22 protein-coding genes are annotated in these 22,736 nt (G+C 63.3%); 16 read left to right on the top strand and 6 right to left on the bottom strand.

Annotated elements, in window-relative coordinates:
* Positions 1–103 precede the first annotated feature (103 nt).
* Positions 104–1,756, top strand: coding sequence for a malate synthase A (gene aceB / locus BACI9J_RS17815; RefSeq protein ID WP_159735541.1), 1,653 nt, complete (start codon positions 104–106; stop codon positions 1,754–1,756).
* Between the two features lie 234 nt (positions 1,757–1,990).
* Here aceB and BACI9J_RS17820 read toward each other — a convergent pair whose 3' ends face one another.
* On the bottom strand, positions 1,991–3,184 hold the full coding sequence (locus tag BACI9J_RS17820) for an MFS transporter (RefSeq protein ID WP_159735542.1): 1,194 nt from the start codon (positions 3,182–3,184) through the stop codon (positions 1,991–1,993).
* 82 nt (positions 3,185–3,266) lie between these two features.
* On the bottom strand, positions 3,267–4,484 hold the full coding sequence (locus tag BACI9J_RS17825; RefSeq protein WP_236558750.1) for an ROK family transcriptional regulator: 1,218 nt from the start codon (positions 4,482–4,484) through the stop codon (positions 3,267–3,269).
* A 218-nt stretch (positions 4,485–4,702) separates the two neighbouring features.
* Here BACI9J_RS17825 and BACI9J_RS17830 point away from each other — a divergent pair, with 218 nt between their 5' ends.
* From BACI9J_RS17830 to BACI9J_RS17870, 9 genes are all read left to right on the top strand, one after another.
* Positions 4,703–5,479 carry a sugar phosphate isomerase/epimerase family protein gene (locus BACI9J_RS17830; protein WP_159735544.1) on the top strand — a complete coding sequence of 259 codons (777 nt, stop codon included), beginning with the start codon at positions 4,703–4,705 and terminating at the stop codon, positions 5,477–5,479.
* Entirely contained in the window at positions 5,476–6,597 is a 1,122-nt protein-coding gene (locus tag BACI9J_RS17835) for a Gfo/Idh/MocA family protein (protein WP_159735545.1), read from the top strand. The genes BACI9J_RS17830 and BACI9J_RS17835 overlap by 4 nt, the downstream gene beginning before the upstream one ends.
* A gap of 16 nt (positions 6,598–6,613) precedes the next feature.
* Positions 6,614–7,777 carry a Gfo/Idh/MocA family protein gene (locus BACI9J_RS17840; RefSeq protein WP_159735546.1) on the top strand — a complete coding sequence of 388 codons (1,164 nt, stop codon included), beginning with the start codon at positions 6,614–6,616 and terminating at the stop codon, positions 7,775–7,777.
* Position 7,778: 1 nt separating this feature from the next.
* Complete coding sequence (locus BACI9J_RS17845) at positions 7,779–8,780, top strand: sugar phosphate isomerase/epimerase family protein (RefSeq protein WP_159735547.1); 1,002 nt, start codon at positions 7,779–7,781, stop codon at positions 8,778–8,780.
* Positions 8,781–8,784: 4 nt separating this feature from the next.
* Positions 8,785–9,810, top strand: coding sequence for a Gfo/Idh/MocA family protein (locus BACI9J_RS17850; RefSeq protein WP_159735548.1), 1,026 nt, complete (start codon positions 8,785–8,787; stop codon positions 9,808–9,810).
* Complete coding sequence (locus BACI9J_RS17855; protein WP_159735549.1) at positions 9,810–10,280, top strand: heme-degrading domain-containing protein; 471 nt, start codon at positions 9,810–9,812, stop codon at positions 10,278–10,280. The genes BACI9J_RS17850 and BACI9J_RS17855 overlap by 1 nt, the downstream gene beginning before the upstream one ends.
* A gap of 119 nt (positions 10,281–10,399) precedes the next feature.
* Positions 10,400–11,431 (top strand): LLM class flavin-dependent oxidoreductase, encoded by a 1,032-nt coding sequence (locus tag BACI9J_RS17860; RefSeq protein ID WP_159735550.1) that lies wholly within the window; start codon positions 10,400–10,402, stop codon positions 11,429–11,431.
* Positions 11,432–11,483: 52 nt separating this feature from the next.
* Positions 11,484–11,750 (top strand): type II toxin-antitoxin system Phd/YefM family antitoxin, encoded by a 267-nt coding sequence (locus BACI9J_RS17865; RefSeq protein WP_011773458.1) that lies wholly within the window; start codon positions 11,484–11,486, stop codon positions 11,748–11,750.
* Entirely contained in the window at positions 11,747–12,007 is a 261-nt protein-coding gene (locus BACI9J_RS17870) for a type II toxin-antitoxin system RelE family toxin (protein WP_159735551.1), read from the top strand. The genes BACI9J_RS17865 and BACI9J_RS17870 overlap by 4 nt, the downstream gene beginning before the upstream one ends.
* 13 nt (positions 12,008–12,020) lie before the next feature.
* Here the strand turns inward: BACI9J_RS17870 and BACI9J_RS17875 are convergent, their stop codons facing one another.
* A complete protein-coding gene (locus BACI9J_RS17875; protein WP_159735552.1) occupies positions 12,021–12,689 on the bottom strand; it encodes a response regulator in 669 nt (222 codons plus the stop codon).
* Positions 12,686–14,284, bottom strand: a complete 1,599-nt coding sequence (locus tag BACI9J_RS17880; protein WP_159736542.1) for a sensor histidine kinase — start codon at positions 14,282–14,284, stop codon at positions 12,686–12,688. Before BACI9J_RS17880 ends, BACI9J_RS17875 begins: the two co-directional genes overlap by 4 nt.
* Before the next feature lie 262 nt (positions 14,285–14,546).
* Between BACI9J_RS17880 and BACI9J_RS17885 the strand changes: the two genes are divergently transcribed.
* The 5 genes from BACI9J_RS17885 (at position 14,547) to BACI9J_RS17905 (ending at position 18,639) form a co-directional block, all read left to right on the top strand.
* The gene (locus BACI9J_RS17885) at positions 14,547–15,557 is read left to right on the top strand and encodes a Bug family tripartite tricarboxylate transporter substrate binding protein (RefSeq protein ID WP_159735553.1); all 1,011 of its coding nucleotides are present in this window, start codon (positions 14,547–14,549) and stop codon (positions 15,555–15,557) included.
* Positions 15,554–16,057, top strand: coding sequence for a tripartite tricarboxylate transporter TctB family protein (locus BACI9J_RS17890; protein WP_026541855.1), 504 nt, complete (start codon positions 15,554–15,556; stop codon positions 16,055–16,057). Before BACI9J_RS17885 ends, BACI9J_RS17890 begins: the two co-directional genes overlap by 4 nt.
* A complete protein-coding gene (locus BACI9J_RS17895; protein WP_159735554.1) occupies positions 16,057–17,595 on the top strand; it encodes a tripartite tricarboxylate transporter permease in 1,539 nt (512 codons plus the stop codon). Before BACI9J_RS17890 ends, BACI9J_RS17895 begins: the two co-directional genes overlap by 1 nt.
* Positions 17,596–17,636: 41 nt before the next feature.
* Positions 17,637–18,029, top strand: a complete 393-nt coding sequence (locus tag BACI9J_RS17900; RefSeq protein WP_159735555.1) for a universal stress protein — start codon at positions 17,637–17,639, stop codon at positions 18,027–18,029.
* Positions 18,030–18,108: 79 nt separating this feature from the next.
* Entirely contained in the window at positions 18,109–18,639 is a 531-nt protein-coding gene (locus BACI9J_RS17905) for a GNAT family N-acetyltransferase (protein WP_159735556.1), read from the top strand.
* On the opposite strand, the gene BACI9J_RS17910 is transcribed toward BACI9J_RS17905, so the two are convergent.
* Both BACI9J_RS17910 and BACI9J_RS17915 read right to left on the bottom strand, forming a co-directional pair.
* A complete protein-coding gene (locus BACI9J_RS17910; RefSeq protein WP_159735557.1) occupies positions 18,636–20,771 on the bottom strand; it encodes an amylo-alpha-1,6-glucosidase in 2,136 nt (711 codons plus the stop codon). The genes BACI9J_RS17905 and BACI9J_RS17910 overlap by 4 nt on opposite strands.
* Positions 20,768–21,832, bottom strand: a complete 1,065-nt coding sequence (locus tag BACI9J_RS17915; protein WP_159735558.1) for a glycosyltransferase family 4 protein — start codon at positions 21,830–21,832, stop codon at positions 20,768–20,770. Before BACI9J_RS17915 ends, BACI9J_RS17910 begins: the two co-directional genes overlap by 4 nt.
* Before the next feature lie 157 nt (positions 21,833–21,989).
* Here BACI9J_RS17915 and BACI9J_RS17920 point away from each other — a divergent pair, with 157 nt between their 5' ends.
* Positions 21,990–22,688: a DsbA family oxidoreductase gene (locus tag BACI9J_RS17920; RefSeq protein WP_159735559.1), complete on the top strand. Its 699-nt coding sequence runs from the start codon at positions 21,990–21,992 to the stop codon at positions 22,686–22,688.
* Positions 22,689–22,736: the final 48 nt, after the last annotated feature.

Below are 22,736 nucleotides of genomic sequence, written 5' to 3' on the forward strand. Positions count from 1 at the left end.
GTTCCGGTCCGAAGGCCGGACCCAAACCGGCCCAACCCGACCCAGGCCCGACCCACCCAGACAAGCGCCGCCGTCGAACTTTGCTTCTCAAGGAGAGATTGAAATGAACAGCTTCACTGACAACTTCACTATCAATGGCATCACTATCACCGCTCAGCCCATTTGCCGGCAGAACGAGGTTTTGACGCCGGACGCGCTTGAGTTCATTGGCAAGTTGCACAGGGCTACGGCGGATCGTCGTCAGGAGCTGATGCAGGCACGGCATGCCCGCCGCAACCAGATTTCCAGTGGCCAGGATCCCCGGTTCCGTCCCGAGACTGAGGGCATCCGGAATGATCCGTCGTGGCGTGTGGCTCCCCCGGCTCCGGGTTTGGAGGATCGTCGCGTGGAGATCACGGGTCCGGTGGATAAGAAGATGACCATCAACGCCCTGAACTCGGGTGCGAAGGTGTGGCTCGCTGACATGGAAGACTCGTCCACGCCGACGTGGCGGAACGTCATCCAGGGCCAGCTGAACCTGACCGATGCTTTGGAGCGCCGCATCGATTTCACCTCCCCTGAGGGCAAGGAATACAAGCTCAAGGCCGCCGAGGACCTGCCCACTATTGTGGTTCGTCCGCGTGGCTGGCACCTGCCGGAGAAGCACATGCTGATCGATGGCAAGCCGATCGCCGGCGGCATTGTGGACTTCGGACTGTTCTTCTTCCACAACGCCCGACGCCTGCTGGCCCAGGGCAAGGGCCCGTACTTCTACCTGCCGAAGATCGAGAACCACCTCGAAGCACGGCTGTGGAATGACATCTTCGTCCTGGCCCAGGATCTGCTCGGCATTCCGCAGGGCACCATCCGCGCCACGGTGCTGATCGAAACCATCACGGCCGCGTTCGAGATGGAAGAGATCCTGTACGAACTGCGGGACCACGCTTCAGGTTTGAATGCCGGACGTTGGGACTACATCTTCTCCCTGATCAAGAACTTCCGTACCCGCGGACCGCGTTTTGTGCTCCCGGACCGCGGCCAGGTGACCATGACCCAGCCGTTCATGCGTGCCTACACCGAGCAACTGGTCAGGGCCTGCCACCGCCGTGGTGCCATGGCTATTGGGGGCATGGCAGCAGCTGTTCCCAACCGGAAGGATGAGGCCGCCAACACTGCGTCGTTCGAGAAGGTCCGTGCGGACAAGACCCGTGAGGCCAACGACGGCTTTGACGGCTCGTGGGTGGCCCACCCGGACCTGGTGCCGGTGTGCCGGGAAGTGTTCGACTCAGTTCTCGGAGACCGCCCCAACCAGTTGGACCGCTCCCGCGAGGATGTCACCCCGGATGACCGCGCGTTGATCGACATCGCCAGCACCGAGGGAACCATCACCGAGGGCGGGGTTCGCCTGAACATCGAGGTAGGAATCCGCTACATCGAGTCCTGGCTGCGCGGCAACGGGGCCGTGGCCATCCACAACCTCATGGAAGACGCTGCCACCGCCGAGATCTCCAGGTCCCAGCTCTGGCAATGGATCCACTCCCACGCCATCACGGAGCAAGGCGACATCATCACCCGCGAATGGGTGGAGGACATGCTGGACGAGGAATACGCCCGCCTGGAACGCTTCGACGGAGACCGTTTCGCTGACGCCCGCGCCATCTTCGAAGAAGTCACCCTGGCCGAGGAATTCCCCACCTTCCTCACCATCCCTGCGTACGCCCGTTTCCTCACCGAGGCCCGTGAAGAGGCTACGGAAGAGGAACTCGTCGCAGCCTAGGTCCAGTGACCTGAGGTAGCGACACCTATCAAGCCCCGACGCTGGGCTGCCTGCACTCTTCGCAACAAGTGACCCCGACCGCCGGGGAGGCAGCCCAGCAGCGGGGCTTACCCATGCCCAGCCCGCACTGACCCTGCTCCGGCCCACGCCGGTCCACCCCACTTCGATGCCCCGCTGCTCACCATGCCGTGCGCACGGCACGTTGTGCAGGGAACCATCGAATCGGGGCCAGAACTACCCCTGCCGGGCCACCCATCGCACGGACAACGTGGTGCACACACAGAACGCGAGCACCGAGCCGAGGATCACCAGCAGCGGAACAGTCCAGCCGTCGGTCACACTGTGCACGAACCCGATAACTGTGGGAGCCAACGCGGCGAAGCAGTAGCCCACACCTTGCACCACGGCAGACATTCGCCCGGCAGCTGCCTGGGATTGCGCGAATTTGATGATGGCAATGAAGATCACCGTGATCCCACCGCCTTGGGCCACACCACCCAGCGAGGACCACAGCCACCAAAAACTCGGTGCCAGCAGCAAACCAACGGGAACCGTCAACCACAGCGCGCTCAGGGTGGCCGCTACCGCCGTCGTGCTGGTGAAGCGGGCCAGGAGCGGCACGCCCAAGCCGCCCACAATCGCGAAGATCTGGAACAGCGAGGAGCCCGCGCCGGCTTCGGCGGTGCCCATGGCGAGTTCGTCGGACAGGAAGCTGGGAAGCCAGGCGGTGACGCCGTAGTAGGAGAAGGCCTGGCCCGCGAAGCCGAGCGTGAGGCCAGCAGTCAGCCAGCCCACGCCGGCTACCGGACCAGAGGCCGAGGCAGCGTGTACAGGGACGGCAAGAGGAACAAAGGCCCGGCGCGCTCCAACGGTGGGCACCCAAAACAGGATTGCTGCCAAGGCCAACAACGCACTCGCGGCCAGGGCGAGCCGCCATCCCAGCAGTTCAGCCAAGGGTGCAGTGGCCACGGAGGTGAGGAATGAGCCCACGTTGAGCGCGGCCGTATAGACGCCCATGGCAGTTGCTTGGCGCCGGGGTGCGAAGTCCCGGCGGATGATGAGCGGCACCGCGATGTTGCCGATGGTGATGGCAACGCCAATGATCACCGTGCCCACCATGACCGAAACGCCAGCGCCGCTGGATCGGATCACTACCCCGGCCAGCACACCAATAAGAGTCAGCATCACCGCGAATTCGGCCCCCAATCGGCGCCCCGCCAAGGAAGCCAAGGGTGAGGCGAGGGAGAAGCACAACACGGGAATACCGGTCAGCAGTCCCAGCTCGACGGGCGAGAATCCGAGGTCCTGCTGCAGCGAATCCACCACGGGAGCTACGGCCACAAAGGGCCCGCGCATGTTCAGGGCAATGAGGCCGATGCACGCGAGGATCAACCAACCTCGGGGAACTCTGGCGAGGATTCGGCTCATCGGGCGCACGGAGAAGGGAAGAAAGTACTCATCACTTTCATTGCTATCACGGCGCCGGCCAGCAACGGGCATCCAGCAATGCTCATCCCGCTGCTTGGAGCGTGGCCTCAATCACTGCCGGCGAGAGAACGTGTTGGGTGACCAAACGACTGGCACCCAGGATCGCCGCGCGCTGGCCTGCCATGGAAATGCCGATACGCAGGTCCGTGGTGGCCAGGGGCAGGGACCGGCTGTAGACCACCTCTCGGATCCCGGCCACCAGATGCTCGCCGGCCTCCCCCACACTGCCACCAATGATGATCATGGACGGATTGAGCAGGTTGACCACAGTAGCCAGCACCTCGCCCACATCCCGTCCGGCCTGCCGCAACGCCTGGATGGCTTGCGGATTGCCCTCGTCCACAAGCCGCAGGACGTCGGCACCGCTTGCAGCTTCCAGTCCTTGCGCCTGCAATTGACGCGCGACGGCGGGACCTGAGGCGAGCGCTTCGAGGCAGCCGTGGTTGCCGCAGCGGCACAGGACGTCGTCCCCGCGCCGGACCCGGACGTGGCCGAGGTCCCCGGCGGTGCCGTTGGCGCCGCGCTGCAATTGACCGCTGCTGATGATGCCCGCGCCGATGCCGGTGGCCACCTTGATGAACAGGAAGTTCTCATGGTCGGGCCAGTACGCGGTGCGTTCGCCGAGGGCCATGATGTTGACGTCGTTGTCCACCAGGACGGGCACCGGCAGGGAGCGCTGAACGTACGCGACGACGTCGAATCCGTCCCAACCCGGCATGATAGGCGGCTTCACCGGCTTCCCGGTGGCATGTTCCACAGGACCAGGCAGGCCGATGCCTATGCCGGCCAGGTCTCCGGGTTCGCGGCCGGCTTCTGCCAGGAGTTCACGCCCTGCCGATACCACGCGGCCCAGAACGACGTCCGGCCCTTCGGCGACTTCCTGCCGCAGCCTTCGTTCGGCAATAACGTGGCCACCGAGATCGGTGACGGCAACAATCACGTGGGTAGCTCCGACGTCGACGGCCAGGACCACGCGCGCACCAGGGTTGAAGGCAATGCGCGACGGCGGCCTGCCGCCTGTGGAGGTCGCCTCGCCGGCGGGACCCACCAGGCCCGAGCTGATCAGGGCGTCAATCCGCGAGGCGACGGTGGAGCGGGCGAGGCCTGTGGTCTCAGCAAGCTCAGCCCGTGTCCGCGCTTTGCCGTCGCGAAGGAGTTGGAAGAGATTCCCGGCGCGCGAGAGATTGCCGGCCTCGGGCGCGGAGCTATTTCCGGCGTCGATTCCGGCCTCAAATGTCATGCAAACAGTGAAGCATGATTGCTTATGCATGTCACCCGGTAGAAGTTTGGCGGAATAATCGATACTTTTGCTGGACGCTCGGCAAAAGTCCCTCTAGGCTGAAAACAGTTGGCGCCCGGTCCATTGATGCGTGGAATCGGTGGCTCCCCGATGGGCCGCTCACTAGACTGGCGCCAAGGCCCTGATTTCCCGGAAAACCACTCCCGAAAAGGATCCCGATGTCTTACTCACTCCAGCTGTATACCCTCCGCGATGCCATCCAGGAGGACCTGCCGGGAACCATCAGGAAGGTTGCCGAGATTGGCTTCACGCAGGTGGAGCCATACAACTTTGTGGCCACGGCTTCCGAGCTTGGCGCTGCGTTGAAGGACAACGGCCTGACTGCACCTTCCGGCCACGCCCCCTTGCTCAGCCAGGACCAGGATGAGATCTTCGCCGCGGCCAAGGAACTGGGTATCAGCACGGTGATCGATCCGTTCCTTCCGGCCGAGCACTGGCAGGACGCCGAGACCATCCAGGCCACTGCCGCCAAGCTCAACGCAGCAGCGAAGAAGGGTGCTGAGTACGGCATCCGCGTGGGCTACCACAACCACGCCTGGGAGCTGGAGTCCACCATCGAGGGCAAGACCGCCCTGGAGTACTTCGAGGGTTTGCTGGATCCCGAACTCGTCCTGGAAGTGGACACGTACTGGGTTGCCGTGGGCGGCCAGGATCCCGTGGAACTACTGGCCCGCTTGGGTGACCGGGTGAAACTCATCCACATCAAGGACGGCCCCGCCACCACCGACACCAAGGCCCAGCAGCCCGCCGGCCAGGGCACCATCCCGGTGCTGGACATTATTGCCGCAGCGAAATCCCTGGAAGTGGGAGTGGTTGAATTCGATGACTACTCCGGCGACATCTTCGAAGGCATTACCCAGAGCCTTGCGTACCTGACCGCCGCGGCCAGCGCCGAAGCAGCCGGCACAGAAGCAGCAGAAGGAGCACAGGCATGAGCTTCGCCCCTTCCACCCGCAAAGGCCCCGTGGGCGTTGCCGTCATCGGCGCGGGCAACATCAGCAAGCAGTACCTGGACAACCTCACGGTCTTCCCGGACGTGAAAGTCCTGGTCATCGCGGACCTCTTCGAAGAGGCCGCCGAAGCACGCGCGAAGGAATATGGGATCGCCGAATTCGGTACGCCCGAGCTGGCACTGAACCATCCCGACGTCGAACTCATTGTGAACCTGACCATCCCCGCCGCGCACGTTGAGGTGGCCACCTCTGCGGTCAACGCCGGCAAGCACGTCTGGACCGAGAAGCCCTTCTCCCTGGACCGCCAGTCCGGGCTTGGCCTGCTCAAAGCAGCCGACGCTGCGGGCATTCGCCTGGGCACCGCACCGGACACGTTCCTCGGCGCCGGGCTGCAAACCGCACGCCGCATCATCGAACGCGGCGACATCGGCACCCCGCTGACCGGCATGACCACGTTCCAGACCCCCGGCCCGGAATCCTGGCACCCGAATCCGGCGTTCCTGTTCCAGCACGGCGCCGGTCCCCTGTTCGACATGGGCCCGTACTACCTCACCGCACTGATCCAGACCTTTGGCTCCATCCGCAAGGTGGCCGCCGTCGGCTCCTCCGCCAAGGCGACCCGCATCATTGGTTCCGGGCCCAAGGCCGGCGAGGAATTCGCCGTCGAGGTCCCCACGCATGTGTCCGCAATGGCGCAGTTCGAGGGCGGCCAGTCCTCGCACAGCGTCTTCTCCTTCGAATCCCCGCGCCAACGGATGGGCTTCGTGGAAATCACCGGCTCCGACGCCACGCTTTCCCTGCCGGACCCTAATTACTTCGACGGCGATCTGAAGCTCTGGCGGCCGGGTGCGGAAGAACCCGAAATCATCCCCGCCACGGGACCTGCCAACGGTCGCGGCCTGGGCGTGCTGGATATGGCCCGCGCCCTCCGCGCCGGTACCGCGCACCGCGCCACGGGTGATCTCGCCTACCACGTGCTGGACAGCATGGTCTCCATCACCGAATCCGTGGAATCGGGCACCTTCGTGGACGTCACCAGCAACGCACCCGTCTCAGCTGCGGTCCCCGAGGACTGGGCACCCGAAACCGCGACGCTCTAGAACCGGCGAGGAAACTATGACTACCCCTGCGAACACGCCCTTGGGCGTTGCGGCGATCGGCTACGCCTTCATGGGCAAAGCGCACTCCAATGCCTGGCGCAACGTTGCCAGCTTCTTTGACGTCCCGGCCTTCGAACAGAAGGTGCTGGTAGGCCGGGACGCCGATGCCGTTGCCGAAGCGGCCACCAAGTATGGCTGGGCCGAGTCCGCCACGGATTGGCGTTCCGTCATTGAGCGCGACGATATCCACATCATCGACATCTGCGCGCCGGGCTGGATGCACGCCGAAATCGCCATCGCCGCGTTGGAAGCGGGCAAGCACGTCCTGGTGGAGAAACCGCTGGCCAACACGCTCGGCGAGGCCGAGTTGATGACAGCCGCCGCCGCGAAAGCCCGTGCCCGCGGCGTGCAATCCATGATCGGCTTCAACTACCGCCGTGTCCCTGCGCTTGCGCTGGCCCGTGAGCTCATTGCCGAGGGCCGCCTCGGCACCGTCCGGCATGTCCGCGCGGCGTACTTGCAGGACTGGCTGACCGACGCAGAATCTCCCATGACCTGGCGCCTCCGCAAGGAAACGGCCGGGTCAGGCGCGCTCGGGGACATTGCCTCGCACGCCATCGACCAGATCCTCTATCTCCTGGATGATGCCGTCACCGAAGTTTCCGGCCGCCTGCGGACTTTTGTTGATCAGCGCCCCGGCGCTGAAGGCCCGGAGGATGTAACGGTCGACGACGCCGCCTGGGTTAACCTCTCGCTCGCCTCGGGGGCCATCGCCTCAGTAGAAGCCTCGCGGGTGGCTACAGGCCAAAAGAACTCCCTCAGGCTCGAAATATACGGTTCCCTCGGTTCGCTCACCTTTGATCTGGAGAACCTGAACGAACTGAACTTCATGGACACCACAGTTCCGGTCCGCGAACAGGGCTTCCGGAGGATCCTGGTCAACGAACCCGAGCACCCGTACTTGGGCGCGTGGTGGCCGCAGGGACACATTATCGGCTGGGAGCACACGTTCACGCATCAGATCCGGGACTTCCTCACCGCGATCGCGGCCGGTGAATCGCCGTCGCCGTCGTTTGAAGAGGGCCTGAACGTCCAGCACATCCTGGCCGCCGTGGAAGAATCCGCGGCAGCACAAAGCTCACTGATCCAGCTCAACGCATCCGTTCTTGAAGGAGCCTGACATGCCCCGCCCGTACACTCTTTTCACCGGCCAGTGGGCCGACCTCCCCTTTGAGGAAGTGGCACGACTCGCTTCCGGCTGGGGCTATGACGGCCTGGAAATCGCCGTCTCCGGTGACCACCTGGACGCTTGGCGCTGGGACGAGCCCGGCTACGTCGAATCCAAGCTCGCCGTCCTGGAGAAGTACAACTTGAAGGTCTGGGCCATTTCCAACCATCTCAAGGGCCAGGCCGTCTGCGATGACCCCATCGACTTCCGCCACGAAGCCATCGTCGGATCCCGCGTCTGGGGCGACGGTGAACCGGAAGGCGTCCGCCAGCGCGCCGCGGAGGAAATGAAGCACACGGCGCGGCTGGCCAAGGCGCTCGGGGTGGATACCGTCGTCGGCTTCACCGGCTCTTCCATCTGGCAATACGTGGCCATGTTCCCGCCGGTTCCGGAAAAGGTCATCGACGCCGGCTACCAGGACTTCGCCGACCGCTGGAACCCCATCCTGGACGTCTTCGACGAATGCGGGGTCCGCTTTGCCCACGAAGTCCACCCGTCCGAAATCGCCTACGACTACTGGACCACCGTCCGGACCCTCGAAGCGATCGGCCACCGTGAAGCTTTCGGCCTGAACTGGGATCCGTCCCACTTCATGTGGCAGGGAATCGATCCTGTGTCCTTCATCTGGGACTTCAAGGACCGGATTTACCACGTGGACTGCAAGGACACCAAGCTCCGCCCCACCGGCCGCAACACCGTGATGGGCTCCCACCTGCCCTGGGGCGATCCCCGACGCGGTTGGGACTTCGTCTCCGCAGGACGCGGCGATGTTCCCTGGGAATCATCCTTCCGCGCCCTCACCGCCATCGGCTACGACGGCCCTATCTCCATAGAATGGGAAGACGCAGGAATGGACCGGCTCCACGGCGCCCCCGAAGCCCTCGCCGCCCTCAAGAAGTTCGACTTCCCGGCGTCGCAAACCTCCTTCGACGCCGCCTTCAGCAGCAAGGACTAAGCACGTGACCCTCAGCAACGGCACATCCGACGGCACCATCCGCTGGGGCATCCTCGGCACGGGATTCATTGCCGGGCTCCAGATCAAGGACTTGAAGGAGAATGGCTTCACGGTGCAAGCCGTGGGATCGCGCTCCTTGGAATCGAGTGAGTCGTTCGCTGAGGAGTACGGCGTGGCCACCGCCCACGGCAGCTATGAGGACCTGGTTGCCGACCCCATGGTGGACGTTGTGTACGTGGCCACGCCACACCCGTTCCACCACGCAAATGCCCTGCTGGCCTTGAGCGCCGGCAAGCACGTGCTGGTGGAGAAAGCGTTCACCATGAACGCCCGCCAGGCACAGGAGATCGTTGACATGGCGGCGTCTAAAGGGCTCGTGGCCTTGGAGGCCATGTGGACCCGGTTCCTGCCGCACATGATCCGGATCCGGGAGCTCATCGCGGCCGGCACCATCGGCGAAGTACGCAAGGTAGTGGCCACCCACAACCAGAGCCTGCCCAAGGACCCCGCCCACCGGCTGAACGATCCCGCCCTGGGTGGTGGCGCGCTGCTGGACCTGGGTATTTACCCGATCTCCTTTGCCTTCGACATCCTGGGCACGCCTGAGTCTGTGAAGGCCAGCGCTTCCATGTCCGCCACCGGGGTGGACCGCCAAACAGCAGCGATCTTTGGATATTCCAATGGCGCTCAGGCGATAGTGGATTGTGAGCTGGACGCCGCCAGTGCCAACCGAGCCATGGTCATCGGGACGGAAGGGTGGATCGACATAGAACATACTTGGTACAACCCGGTGTCCTTCACGGTTTTCGCAGTTGATGGCAGTGTTGTTGAACGGTACGACGAGCCGGTCACCAGCCGGGGCATGCAATATCAGGCCGCCGAGTTGGAGCGCCTCATCCGGGATGGTTCCACCGCGGGGGCCATCCTGCCGCCCAGTGAGACGGTGGCCATCATGGCCGCCATGGACGAAATCCGGAGGCAGATCGGGCTCAGCTACGACGCTGACGGTGTTCTGGAAGGAAACGAATAATGGCCGATTCACCTCGCCTGACTGAACTCCGCCAGCAGGAGGAAGAGCTGGTCTTCGCCTCGTTCGATCACCATGACGCGTGGCGGCTCGGATCGTTGATCGCCAACCACGCCATTGCTTCGGAGCTTGGCGTTGCAATCGACATCCGCCGGCACAACCTCGTCCTCTTCCGTTGCGTCCTGCCCGGTTCCACGGCGGACCAGGAAGAATGGATCCGCCGCAAGTCCGCCGCCGTGCTGCGATTCGAGCACAGCACGGCGTTGTTGGGTGAACAATTCTCGGAGCGCAACCCGCTTGGCGGCGGGTGGCTCGCTCCCGAGGACTACACCCTCGACGGCGGTTCCTTCCCCATCCGCGTGCGGGGTGCCGGAGTGATCGGTGCTGTCACGGTGTCCGGTTTGTCGTCGGAGGAGGACCACCAGATGGTGGTGGACGGGATCCGGAACTACCTGAAGACGGTGGGGGTCTAGCTACTTCACGAAAGTGAGCTGTACCCGCACCCATCACAAAAGGTAACCTCCCGCCGTCGTTGTCGGTGCCGGCACCTATTCTGGGCATTAGCTGCACCACCAAACGCGAAGGAAAGCCCATGCCCACTCCCGAACGCCCCCTCCGCAAGCTCGGTTTCCTCACCATCGGATTGTTCGACGCCGCTGATCCGGCTGCAGGGCACCGGTCCACGTTGGAGATCATCGAGTTGGGCGAGCAGTTGGGCTTCGACAGCGCCTGGTTGCGGCACCGTCATTTGCAGTTCGGCATCTCCTCCCCCGTGGCGGTGATGGCTGCCGCCAGCCAGCGCACGTCCCGGATTGAGCTCGGCACCGCGGTAACCCCGCTGGGTTGGGAAAACCCGTTGCGACTGGCCGAGGACCTGGCCACCGTGGATCTGCTGGCCGGGGGAAGGATCAATCCGGGACTGAGCGTGGGCGAACCCATGCACTACGACACTGTGAAGCATGAGCTGTACCCGGATTCTGCAGAAACAGAGGACTTTTCATACGGCCGCGTCGACCGGTTTGCCCGCCTGATCGCTGGAGAAAAAGTAAGGGACTTCTCCGGCAAGCAAGGAGTTGTGGAGGAGTTCTCCAACCGCGTGGAACCGCACTCCCCCGGTTTGCGCAGCCGACTTTGGTACGGGGCGGGCAGCATGAAGTCGGCCGTGTGGGCGGGGGCCAACGGCTTCAATCTGTTGTCCAGCAGCGTAATTTTTCCGGAAAAGGATCAGGAACCTGATTTCGCCAAGGTCCAGCAATCGCAGATTCGCGCCTACCGGGAGGCCGCAGCAGCATCCGGAAACCCGGCCCGGGCCTCGCAGGGGTTAGTGGTGATCCCCACTGATTCCGCCTCGAATGAGCAGCGGGAGAAGTACCAGCGGTACGTCGACGAACGCACGCCACGCACGAGTGCTCCGCAGGGACCCAAGGGCATGATGTTTGCGAAGGACCTCATCGGCACCAGTGACGAACTCGCCGCGCAACTGTACGCCCATGAAGGCTTCCAAGAGGTGGAGGAGGTGGCGTTCGCGCTGCCCTTCAGCTTCGATCACGAGGATTACGTGCAGATCCTCACCGACATCGCAGGGAAATTGGGTCCCGCCTTGGGCTGGAAAAGAGCCGAATAACAGCTTAGCGCCGAAATGTACATTTCAGCGTACTAAAGTCTAAAGTGGTGTCATGACCGAGATGACAGTTACCGTGGCCCGGAGCCGACTCTCCGAAGCGGTTGATACCGCCCGGGTAAGCCACGAACCCGTGTATTTGCTGCGCCGTGGCCGCCGCGTCGCGGCACTGATCGACGCAGAAGATCTCGCCAAGCTGATTGAGGCAGCTGAGGACCTCAACGACCTCCGGGCAGCCAACGCTGCACGGACCGAAATGACCGAGACCGGCGATGCCGCCGTGCCATGGGAGGAAGTCAAAGCGGAGCTGGGCCTGGCTTGAGTTACGCCGTTCAGGTTGCGCCCGCGGCGGTCCGCCAATTGCGAAAGATTCCACCGGAAGCACGCCGGCGCATCCAGGCCGCCATCGAAATCCTCGCCGAAACACCTCGTCCTCCCGGGGCAAAGAAGCTATCTGGAAGCAGCGGAGACTGGCGCGTCCGGACTGGTGACTATCGGATCATCTATGAGATCCGCGACGCACAGCTCATTGTTTTGGTGGTAGCCATGGGCCACAGGCGGGACGTCTACCAGCATTAGGTGACCGTCCGGCTCACCGCCCCTTCAGCACATAGCGCCTTTCAGGACGTCCGACGCCGTACTTGAGTCTGACCTCCAGCGCCCCCTCGTCGTGGAGGTACTCAAGGTAACGCCGCGCACTCACCCGGGAAGTCCCCAGCTGTTCAGCCAGCTCAGCTGCGGAGAGATCGCCCGGCGCGGATTTGAGCGCTGATTCAACCAATTCGAGGGTCTCCACGCTGCAGCCTTTGGGCAGGGTCCGCTCGGAAACGGCCAGGCCGAAAACACGGTTCACATCGGACTGCTCGGCCTCGACTTTCGACGCGTCCAAGCCTTGGTAGGCGCTGAGATAGTGTTCCAGCCGTTCCTGCAGGTCGGCTTGGGAGAATGGCTTGATCAGGTAGTGGACGATTCCACCACGCAAGGCCTTCCGCACGGTTTCCACTTCGCGGGCAGCGCTGATCACCAACACGTCCAAGTCCGGGGCAACATCCCTGAGTTGGTGCATGAGTTCGAGCCCGTTGATGTCCGGGAGATGGATGTCCAACAGCACCAGGTCCGGCTGCAGCCGCTCGGTTTCCACCAGAGCCTGGGCGCCCGTATGCGCCACGCCCACCACACCGAAGCCGGGGGTCCGTTGGATGAACCCTGCGTGGACTTTGGCCACCATGAAGTCGTCGTCGACGATCAGTACTTTGATCACGGCTGCGTTGCCCCTTTTGTGGAATCCGAATGGTGTTTGCTGAACCGTGCAGTGAACACTGCCCCCTTGTCATTGGACACAGACAGGTCACCTCCGGATCGCCGGCAGATCACGCGTGACAACGCCAACCCGAAGCCGCGCGCATCACCCGGTCCGGGTTCTTTCGTGGAGAAACCCTGCCGAAAAATGTCCTCCGCCGAGCCGGTGGGCACACCGGGACCGTTGTCCCGTACGGTGACCGTTACCTGGTCACCCGCGCTGGCCACCAGCACCCGGACTGATGCCCCGGGAAGTCCAGTGACGGCGTCGAAAGCGTTATCCACCAAGTTGCCTGCAACGGTGGTGAGATCCCGCGACAAGTCCTCGTTAACCCGGGGCAACGCGGAGTGCGGATCCAGCTGCAGTTCCACACCGCGCTCAGTGGCGAGGCTGGCTTTGGCAATGAGGAGGGCGGCGAGCGCGGGGTCTTCGATGCGGCTGGTGACGTCGTCGTTGAGCCGGGTGCGGTCCAACGTGGCACCGTTGACGAACTGCACCACGGACTCGTATTCACCGATCTGGATCAGGCCGGAGATGACGTGGAGTTGGTTGGCGAACTCGTGGGCTTGTGCCCTCAAGGTGTCGGTGACGGTTTTGGTGGCGCCGAGTTCGCTCTCCAGGGCGGACAACTCGGTCCTGTCCCTCAGGGTTGTTACGGAGCCGATGTCCCGGCCGTGCGAGCGGAGGGCAACACGGTTCATGACCACCAGCCGTTCTCCTACGAGCACCAGCTGGTCGGGGTCTGATTGCTCGCGCGTGAGCACTATTTTCAGGGCGGGATCCACGTGGAGGGACCGCAGTTTCCTGCCGACACAATCCGGGGGCAGGCCAAGGAGTTGCCTGGCGCTTTGGTTGGCCACCGTGATGCGTTCGTGGGGATCCAAGGCCACTACACCTTCTTTCAAGCCCTGCAGCATCGCTTCGCGGTTTTCCACCAGCCCGGTGATTTCCCGGGGTTCCATGCCCAGGGTTTGCCGTTTGACGCGGCGGGACAGCAGAAGGGATCCGGCCACTCCGAGGACACTGGCCACGCCAAGGTAAGTGAGGAGGTTTGGGACGGCGTCTCCCAGCCGCTCGATGGTGGAGGGGTAGTTCCTGCTGATGGAGGCTATGCCGATCATTCTTCCGGAGTCGTCCAGGACGGGGACATGGGCGGAAAGTACGGCACCGTTGCTGCCCGGGAGGACGCCGGTCCAGGCGCGTCCTTCCATGACCTTGCTTTCGCCCAGCGGCAGGGGTTGGCCAAGCAGGCTGGGATCGGACGAGGCCACCACTGTGCGGTCGAGCTTGGCGAGGGCTACGTGGGCTGACCCGGACACAGTGCGAACGGATTCGGCCACGGCCGGGAGCACTGAGCCCACCCGCGGTCCCGCAGCCGGCAGCAAGGAACGGACTGTGGGGTTGTTGCCCAGCGCCTCCGCGGCGGACAATGCCCGCCGTCCTTCTGTCCGTTCGAAGGCAGCGGCCGACTGGGCCAGGGAGATGGCTACCACTGCCACCAGGACGGCCAGGACAATGAGCAACTGCAGCACCAGGTATTGCCCGGCCAGGGACATGCCTCTTCTTCGAGACAGTCGGGTCAGTGGAGTCACTGCTGAATTCCTTTGATGGCGCCGGAGTCCGGAGTGGTCCGGGGATGCTCCGTTTGGCGTATCGGAACTATACCCCAGAGCTCCAAGGGGCCTTCCAAGAACGTGAACGCAATGAACTTAAAGATCACTGCGAACACAAGAGTGATAGCCGTCACGTGCGGACCTAGCATCAAATCAACGGGGCATTGCCCTGCACCGAATTTTCGATGATGAGAAGAGGAACACCATGCGCCAGATCCGCGCATTGCGAGTCGCCGCCGTCGCCGCCGGCATTGCCCTGATGGCCACCGGCTGCGGTGCCACAGGGAAGAGCTCCACCGGTACTGAAAGCTCCGGCGCTGCTGCCGGACCGATCACCGGCCTGCAGATCATGGTCCCGAATACTCCCGGTGGCGGTTATGACACCACCGCCCGGGCCGCGGCCAAGGTCCTGGACGATGAGAAGATCGCCAACAACACCGAGGTGTTCAACCTTGCCGGTGCAGGCGGCACAGTGGGCCTTGCCCGCGTGGTGAATGAAAAGGGCAATGGCGACCTCACCATGCTCATGGGCCTGGGCGTTGTGGGTGCCAGCTACACCAACAAGTCCCAGTCCAAGCTGACGGACACCACTCCTTTGGCCAAGCTGATTGAAGAGCCCGGCGCCATCATGGTCAGCAAGGACTCCCCTTACAAGACCATTGATGATCTGGTGAAGGCCTGGAAGGCCGATCCCGCTTCCATCTCCGTAGGTGGCGGCTCCTCCCCCGGCGGCCCGGACCACCTTCTGCCGATGCAGCTGGCAGGTGCTGTGGGCATTGACGCCACCAAGGTCAACTTTGTCTCCTACGACGGCGGCGGCGATCTCCTTCCCGCCATCCTGGGCAACAAGCTCGGCTTTGCAGCCTCCGGTGCCGGTGAGTACCTGGAGCAGATCAAGTCCGGAGAAGTCCGCGTCCTTGCCACCAGCGGCGAGAAGCGGCTCGAGGGCGTGGATGCCCCGACGCTCAAGGAATCCAACATCGACCTCGTGTTCAGCAACTGGCGCGGCGTTGTGGCCCCTCCAGGGATCAGCGATTCCGACAAGCAGTCCCTGATTGCCGCACTCGAGAAGATGCACGAGTCTGCCGGCTGGAAGGAAGCACTGAAGACCCACAGCTGGACCGATGCCTTTGTTACAGGCGATGAGTTCAAGAAGTTCCTGACCGACCAGGACAAGCGGGTGGCGGACGTCCTCACCAAGCTTGGTTTGGCGTGAGTTCTCCAGCAACAGGCTTGAAAGGCCGCGCCGAGCTGGGGGTAGCCCTCCTGCTCGGCGTGGTTGGGGTCCTTGTCTTCCTGGATGCCAACGGCCTGGTAACCCCGTACTCGAAATCGGACCCCGTGGGTCCAAAGACTGTCCCGTTCATTGTTGCCGGGATTCTCCTGATCTGCGCCGTGATGCTGGCCATCAACGTTCTCCGTGGCGGCAAAGGTGAAGCTGAAGAAGGCGAGGATGTGGACCTGACCCACCCTGCGGACTGGAAAACCATCCTTCCGCTGGCCGGTGCCTTCCTGCTGAACATCCTGCTCATCGACTGGGCCGGCTGGGTCATCTCCGGCACCATCCTGTTCTGGGGCAGCGTCCTTGCCTTGGGCAGCCGCCGGTACATCCGCGACGGAATCATCTCCGTGGCGCTTTCCCTGCTCACCTTCTACGGCTTCTACCTCGGCCTGGGCATTGCTTTGCCGGCCGGGCTCCTGGAAGGAATCCTCTGATGGACGTTTGGTCCTCCTTGATGGACGGTTTCTCCACCGCCCTGACCCCCTTGAACCTCATGTACGCCATGATCGGCGTCATCCTGGGCACCGCCGTCGGTGTCCTTCCGGGACTCGGCCCGGCCATGACCGTGGCTTTGCTGCTGCCGGTCACCTACGCCCTTGAACCCACCAGCGCCTTCATCATGTTCGCCGGTATCTACTACGGCGGCATGTACGGCGGCTCCACTACCTCCATCCTGCTGAACACTCCCGGGGAATCGTCGTCGGTGGTCACTGCTATTGAAGGCAACAAGATGGCCAAGGCGGGTCGCGCCGCCCAGGCACTTGCGACGGCGGCCATCGGCTCGTTCGTGGCGGGCACCATCGGCACCACCCTCCTTGCGGTCTGCGCGCCGATCGTTGTGAAGTTCGCCGTCAGCCTGGGCTCCCCCAGCTACTTCGCCATCATGATGCTGGCCCTGCTGGCCGTCACTGCCGTACTGGGCAAGTCACGTCTGCGCGGCTTTGCCTCCTTGGGCCTTGGCCTGGCTATCGGCCTGGTGGGCCTGGATTCCGTGACCGGGCAAAGCCGCCTCACATTCGGCATTCCGCTGCTGTCTGACGGACTGGACATTGTGGTGGTGGCCGTGGCCATCTTCGCTGTGGGCGAGGCACTCTGGGTGGCCGCACATTTGCGTCGTACCCCGTTGCACATCATTCCGGTTGGCCGTCCTTGGATGGGCAAGAAGGACTGGCAGCGTTCCTGGAAGCCGTGGCTTCGCGGCACAGTGTTTGGGTTCCCGTTCGGGGCTTTGCCCGCAGGCGGCGCCGAGATCCCCACCTTCCTCTCCTACGTCACGGAGAAGCGCCTCAGCAAGCACCCCGAAGAATTCGGACACGGCGCCATTGAGGGCGTGGCCGGGCCGGAAGCTGCCAACAACGCAGCGGCGGCAGGCACGCTCACCCCCATGCTGGCTCTCGGCCTGCCCACCAATGCAACGGCCGCCGTCATGCTTGCAGCGTTCACGTCCTATGGCATCCAGCCCGGACCGCAGCTGTTTTCCAGTCAGGGACCCTTGGTGTGGGCCTTGATTGCCAGCCTCTTCATTGGCAATCTCCTGCTCCTGCTGATCAACCTGCCGCTGGCACCCCTGTGGGCCAAGCTCCTGCAGCTCCCCCGCCCGTACCTGTACGCAGGCATCCTGTTCTTCGCCACCCTGGGCGCCTACTCGGTGAACCTGCAGGCGTTCGACCTGGTGATCCTGCTGGTCCTCGGTGCACTTGGTTTCATGATGCGGCGGTTCGGCCTCCCCGTACTGCCACTCATCTTGGGCGTCATCCTTGGCCCCCGTTTGGAAGGCCAGCTGCGCAAGACACTGCAGCTCAGTGCAGGCGACCCGGCCGGGCTCTTCAGTGAGCCGATCGCAATCGGAATCTACGTCATCATCGCGATCATCCTGGCCTGGCCGCTGGTCCTCAAGGTCATCCGACGCAACCGTCCTGCCAAGAGCCCGCTGCTTCCCGCCAATTCGGGCGCAGCCGACTACAGCGACTAACCACCTCATCCAAGCATTTTCATGAGATACAAGGAGAAACCATGACCATCGTGGTGGGATACGTCCCCACGCCGGAAGGCGAAGCGGCATTGACGCAAGCCATCGCCGAGGCCAAGAAAAGCAACGACACCCTGCTGGTCATCAACTCCTCCAAGGGCGACGCCTTGGTGGACAACCGGTACGCCCAGGAGCCGGATATCCAGAGCATCGAGGAGCGGCTCGCCGATCAGGGCATCCAGCACATCATCAAGCAGCCGATCCGCGGTCACGATGCTGCCGCCGAGGTCCTGGACGCTGCGGACGACAATGATGCCAGCCTGATCGTCATCGGCCTTCGCCGCCGCAGCCCGGTGGGCAAGCTGATCATGGGCAGCGTCTCCCAGCGGATCCTGTTGGAGGCGGACTGCCCGGTTTTGGCGGTCAAAGCGGAATAACCGGAGTTTTCGTACAGCTAATGCCCTTAAGATTCGTTCTTAGGGGCATTAGCTGTCCAAAAACTCGCAAGGGGGCCACATGACTGAAACCATCCGCACCGCAACAACGCACGACGCCGGGAAGCTGGCTGAGCTTGCCGCCGTCACCTTCCCGCTGGCCTGCCCGCCCGGCTCTTCCCCGGCGGACATCCAGGCGCACCTCGAAAAAACGCTGAGCGAAGCGAACTTCAAGGACTACCTCGCCGACGCCAACATCACCATCCTGGTGCTCGACGACGACGGGCAGCTCAACGGGTACACCATGCTGATTGCCAAGCCGGCCAGTGATCCGGACGTGGCCTCCGTGCTGTCCGTGCTGCCGTCCACCGAGCTGAGCAAGTGCTATGTTCACCCGGAGCACCATGGCAAGGGAGCCGCAGCACGGCTCATCCAGGCATCGTTGACCAGTGCCGCGGACAAGGGCGCTGCCGGGGTGTGGCTCGGCGTCAACAGCGAGAATGCCAAAGCCATCCGCTTCTACGAGAAGAGCGGTTTCCAGCGGGTAGGCACAAAATCCTTCAAGCTGGGCACCACTGTGGAGCACGACTTCGTGATGGAGCACCAGCTCTAACCGAACATCTCCCCCGTCAGCGGCGGACGTGGATCCGAACGCAGCTCGAGCCCGGCCGGCAGCCCGGTCACTGTCCCGGAAGAACCGGAGGCTTGCACCGTGATCCGCGAGTTTCCCAGGAGCACATTGTCGGCACGGAACGAGCCATAAGCGTCCGGCAGGATCGGCGCCAAGTGCAGAACGTTCCTGGTGAAGTCGGGATCGAACCGCAGCAGGATCCTGGCAAGTTGGACGGGTGCCGCGGCCGCCCAGGCTTGGGGCGAACACGCCGTCGGATAGGGTACCGGCTCCGCGAAGTCTCCGCGGTCAAAGCCGCAGAAAAGTTCCGGGAGTTGACCGCCGAAGTGTTCGGCGGCGTCGAACAGTCCGCTGGCCACCCGGCTGGCTTCCTTCACGAAGCCGTACCGCATGAGTCCCGTGGCGGCGAGCGCGGTATCGTGCGGCCAGACGGAGCCGTTGTGGTAGCTGACGGGGTTGTACGCGCCCATGTCCGAGCCCAGGGTGCGGATGCCCCAGCCGGTGAACATTTCCGGGGACATCAGCCGTTCGGCCACCAGCGGAGCTTTGTCCTCGTCCACGATGCCCACCCATAGGCAGTGGCCCATGTTGGACGTGCAGGAGTCCACTGGTTTCTTGTCTTTGTCCAGCGCCAGTGCATAGTAGCCGCGGTCCGGGAGCCAGAAGGCTTCGTTGAAGGCGGTTTTCAGCGCTTCGGCGCGGTCCGCGCATCGGCGTTCGACGGCGGTGTCTCCGGCGGCGCGGGCCAGCAGCGAGCGTCCCACGTACGCCGCGTAGGCGTACCCTTGGACCTCGCAGAGAGCTATGGGCGTCTCGGCCATCCGGCCATCGGCGAAGTTGATGCCGTCCCAGGAGTCCTTCCAGCCTTGGTTCACCAGTCCGTGCTGGTTGGGCCGCTGGTACTCAATGAAGCCGTCACCGTCACGGTCCCCGTACTGTTCCATCCATTCGATTGCGCGGTCGGCGTGCGGGAGGAGGGAGTCGATGATGTCCGTGCCCAGGCCCCATCGGCTGAGTTCGCCGAGGGTGGAGACGAAAAGGGGTGTTGCGTCGGCTGTTCCGTAGTACGCAGTGCCTCCCAGTGAGAGTCCGGCTGTGACGCCGAGCCTGACTTCGTGCGGCATGCGTCCGGGCTCTTCTTCGGAGTCCGCATCCACTTTGCTGCCTTGGAGCGCGGCCAGGGTCTGCAGGGTGCCGGCGGCCAGCCGCGGGTCCACCATGAGGGACATGTAGGAGGATAAGAGGGAATCGCGTCCGAACAATGCCATGAACCAGGGCGCCCCGGCCGCCACGGCTACCCGGTCGGGATGGGCGGGATCGAAGATACGCAGGGAGCCCAAATCACGTTGGCTCCGTTCCAGGACCTCTTCCACGTTGGTGTCTGTCACCGAGATCCGGGGGACGTGCTCTTCCCAGGCAATGTGGCGGCGAACGCCAGGTGTGTGGTGCAGCGGCGTGGTCTCCGTGAAGGGATCTTTGGGGCCCTTCCCGTTCACCAAGGGCAGGGCGATGATGCTGGTGTGCCATTGGCTGCGGGCGGGAATGGTGATGTGGAACCGCAAGCCGTCCTCGGATACCGCGGCGCCGGGGGCTCTGAAGGCCACTCCCCTGCGCTGGCCGCTGGAGTGCAGGGAATCAATGTGGAGTTCCTTCTTATGCGCTTTCTTTGAAGGCACCCCGGCTTTGTTGGTCCGTCCGCCCTTGACGTCGAAGAGGTCCGCCAGGTCGGCGTCGAGCAGTAGTTCAATCTCGCAAGGGGCGTCCTGGCCCGAATAGTTCCTGATAGTGATGTCGTCCCGCAGGCCGGCGCCTACGTTCCGTTGGTGCTGGACTACCAGGGGGCTGTCGAATCTGCCGTCCGATGAGCATGCCCGCCCCACATATTCAGCTTGGAAAGCAGTAGGGTTTCGCGCCACCAGTGGTTCCCTCAGTGCTCCGTTGATCCGTAGGATCCAGCGCGAAACGATCCGGGTGTCCTGATAGTACGTGCCTTGGGAGCCGCCCCCGTGGATGTCGCCGGAGTGCGAGGAAATACAGAAGGACGAACCCTCGACGACGGTCACCGCGCCCAGTTCGGACGCCCCGGCCTCGGTGTCTTCGTTCCAAGCAGTCATGCTTGATTCTCTTGCACCAAGTCCCCGCCGGGAAGAGCTTTTGCCCGGAATTCTTCGATCACGCTGGCGTAGAAATCCAGATGGCCCGCTGCCATCCGTTGAGCGCTGAAGGACTCTTCCACGGAGCGTCTGCAGGCTTCACGGCTCAGGTCCGGGATCCGGCTGACGCACTCCACCAGTTCATGCGTGGATGCCACATATCCGGTGACGCCGTGCCTGACGATTTCCGGAGCGGCTCCTATGGGCGTGGCCAGGACAGGGGTTCCTGTGGCGAGGGCCTCGATCATTACCAGCCCGAATGGTTCGTGCCACTGAATGGGGTTGAGCAGGGCCATGGAACCGCCCATCAACTCGTATTTCTCAGGATCGGAGAGTTCGCCCAGGAACTCTTCGTCGGGCCCCAGGGCGGGCTGCACCACGTCACGGAAGTAGCCGTACTCGTCCGGTGCGTGCATCTTTGCCGCGATCCGGAGAGGCACACCCGCTGCCCGGGCGATGGATACTGCCTCCATGAGTCCCTTGTCCGGGCACATCCGCCCCACAAAACAGACGTATCCCCCGGCGCCTCGGCCTACACTCACCGCGGAGAGATCGATCCCGTGATGGATGACCGTGGAAACCTGCAGGTCTTCCACCCTGCTGCACTGATCGTGGGAGATGGCGATGATGCCCGTGTCCTGCGCCATGTCCCTGTAGAGCGGCGCGTAAATGGGCGATAAAGGACCGTGGATGGTGGTGACTACGGGAATGCCGGGTGGTCTGTGGGCGTACAGCGGACCGGCCAGCGTGTGGTCATGGATGATGTCCACATCCTGCATCGCCGCGTAGGCCTTGATGACATGCCCCAACTCGCTGTAGGTCAGCCCCAGTTCCTCCGGCGCAGCCGGGCCAAACCCCGGGACCTGAGGCACCGGGCAGGTGCTGTCGGCTGCCGTTGCCAGCAGGACATCATGGCCGGCGTCGGACAAAGCCCGCGCCAACGCATCTACTACACGTTCAGTTCCGCCATATCTTTCGGGCGGTACCGTAAACCAAGGTCCAACAATGAGTCCGATTCGCACGAGGATTCCCTGTGTAAACCCCCAACCCAAAGGCTGTCTGCATAACCTGCCTCCAACATATTCTTGGCTGGCGCCCTCGGCAACACCTTTGGGATGAGTGAGCAAACTAACAGCATGCTCCCGGAATGTGGTGCCATGTCAGGGTGTTGACGCCAGCATGAAGATTGAGATCTGGTCAGACGTCGCGTGTCCGTGGTGCTACATCGGCAAGCGCCGTTTCGAGACCGCCCTGGCACAGTTCCCGCACCGTGATTCGGTGGATATCGTGTGGAAGAGCTACCAGCTGGACCCCTCCGTCCCGGAGCACTACGACGGCACGGAGCTGGATTACCTGAGCAAGCGCAAAGGCATGGCTCCGGAGCAGGTCAAGCAGATGTTCGCCCACGTCACGGAAACTGCCAAGGGCGAAGGCCTGGACTACCACTTTGACAAGGTGGTGGTGGCCAATAGCTTCACAGCCCACCGCCTCATTCACCTCGCCGCATCCCACGGGCGGCAGGACGCAGCCAAGGAACAGCTGCTGAGCGATCACTTTGAGCACGGCAAGGACATCGGCAACCAGGAATACCTCAAGGAACTGGGTGCCTCCCTTGAACTTCCCGCTGGGGAAGTTGCCGAGCTCTTTACCTCGGACAAGTACGCGGATGAGGTCACCCAGGACATCAACGAGGCCCGCGCCATTGGCGTCACCGGTGTGCCGTTCTTCGTGATCGACCGCAAGTACGGCATCTCCGGCGCTCAGCCGGCTGAACTGTTCAGTGAAGCTCTGAACCAGGCCTGGCAGGAAGCCAACCCGCTCATCCCGGTGGGCGCCTCCGACGCCGAGGCCTGCGGCCCGGACGGCTGCAGCATTTAACCAAGTAGGGGACAGCAGACGTCGCTATGAGCGCTCATTGCGACGTTT

It is taken from the genome of Arthrobacter sp. 9V (assembly GCF_902506065.1).
Lineage (GTDB): Bacteria > Actinomycetota > Actinomycetes > Actinomycetales > Micrococcaceae > Arthrobacter.